This window comes from Poinsettia branch-inducing phytoplasma str. JR1, assembly GCF_000309465.1.
Taxonomy (GTDB): Bacteria; Bacillota_I; Bacilli_A; order Acholeplasmatales; family Acholeplasmataceae; genus Phytoplasma; species Phytoplasma pruni.
On the sequence record NZ_AKIK01000062.1, the window covers coordinates 1 to 1500 of the forward strand.

At 20.9% G+C, this 1500-nt stretch carries 2 protein-coding genes; both read right to left on the minus strand.

Annotation, left to right across the window (positions count from 1 at the left end):
• Positions 1–590 precede the first annotated feature (590 nt).
• The gene (locus tag ON17_RS03885) at positions 591–773 is read right to left on the minus strand and encodes a hypothetical protein (RefSeq protein WP_017191760.1); all 183 of its coding nucleotides are present in this window, start codon (positions 771–773) and stop codon (positions 591–593) included.
• 501 nt (positions 774–1274) lie between these two features.
• The gene (locus ON17_RS03550) at positions 1275–1421 is read right to left on the minus strand and encodes a hypothetical protein (RefSeq protein ID WP_017191763.1); all 147 of its coding nucleotides are present in this window, start codon (positions 1419–1421) and stop codon (positions 1275–1277) included.
• Positions 1422–1500 lie beyond the last annotated feature (79 nt).

Below are 1500 nucleotides of genomic sequence, written 5' to 3' on the forward strand. Positions count from 1 at the left end.
AATTTTTCTAAAACAAATATCTTTTAGAAAAAATTACTTATTAATTTGCTATATAATAACATAAAAAAAATATTTGTCAAACTTTTTTAAAAAATATTTAAAAAAAATTAAGATATCATTTTTATCCTTAAAAAAGAAGCTTTATAATGATTATCATTATTTTAAGACCGAAAAATCATTATTTTTAAATATTTAAAAAGAAAAGAAAAAAAAATACATTTACATTACATTGAATAAAACAATAATTTTTATTTAACTTTTTTAAAAATAAAGATCTAAATTTAAAAATTAAAAAAGATTAAAATTTAACTATGGCGGCGACATTCAACATACCCTTTTAAGGTATGTTTTTGCCATCAAAATTCTAAGGAAAATAAAAATGAATATAAAAATAGCCAACTATTTTGGTTTAATGCTACTTTAAGAAATGGAATAGCAAAAATATTTTTTTTCATCTGTTCAAACTCCTTTGCCTATTGTTGTTGTTTTTATAAAAAAGATAAATTTTTTTGGGTTTTCTGATTACAATATAGTCAAAAAAACTATTTAAAGAGCGATCAATAATATAATTTTAGAGTAAAACTTCTTTTTTAGATTGTTGCAAAAAACCCCCCTTCTAGATTTTGATTGGAACGTAAATAAAAATTGGTTTTATTTAAAAATAATTCCATTTTGTCTATATAAACTTGTTCACAATTAACTAATAAATTTTCTTGTTTTAAAAAAGCTATTATTTCTTCTTTTTTGTTAATTTTAATTTCTTGAATTTTCATTTGTGCGATAAACTCCTTTTAATTTTTAAAACCTAATTCTTTTTTAAAATCATTTTAACCAAGTAGGACTATTTTTATGCTTATTTTGCTTATACAAGGGAGAAACATTTATTTTAGCGGGATTAATGTATAATTGTTTTGTTTACTTATTAAAAAAATATTTTTGTTCTAAAGTATCGTGTCAAACTCTAAATTAAAAAGACTTTTATTTAATTCTTGCAATATGGTTTTTATTTTGGTAATATCCGTTTTCTTTAAAAATAATATTTTTTTGCAATATTATAGTTAGTTAGTTTGTTTTATATCCGCACTTAAAAAATATTGAAATGTATCTATATTAGCTAAAAAATGCATAATTTGTTTTAAACCGTAAATATATTTCATTCATTTGGTTCCTTTAATTCGACATTTGCCAATACATATTTAATTTGTTGGTTTGTTTTATTCTTTTTGATGCATTTTGGTTTAGTTAATGTTTCTTCCAAGTCATTAACCTTTAATTTAAATTGCTTTTTTGGGCTTTTCAACGTAAAGAATGTCAGCAAAACCATTAGAATTAATATCCATATATAATTTAGTTGGTTTTTCTTTTATGTTGTGCGTTTGTTCATGCACATTTAAAGCAAATAAAATGGCTTGTTCGTTCATTTTTTTAAAACTCCTTTTTTAAGTTTGGCTAAATAAAAAAAACCAAACTGTTTATTTTTAATTAATAAACAATTTGGTT

Bases quoted from the DNA above. Each gene is read 5' to 3' on its own strand.
- ON17_RS03885 (WP_017191760.1), bottom strand. From the start codon at position 773: ATGAAAATTCAAGAAATTAAAATTAACAAAAAAGAAGAAATAATAGCT.
- ON17_RS03550 (WP_017191763.1), bottom strand. From the start codon at position 1,421: ATGAACGAACAAGCCATTTTATTTGCTTTAAATGTGCATGAACAAACG.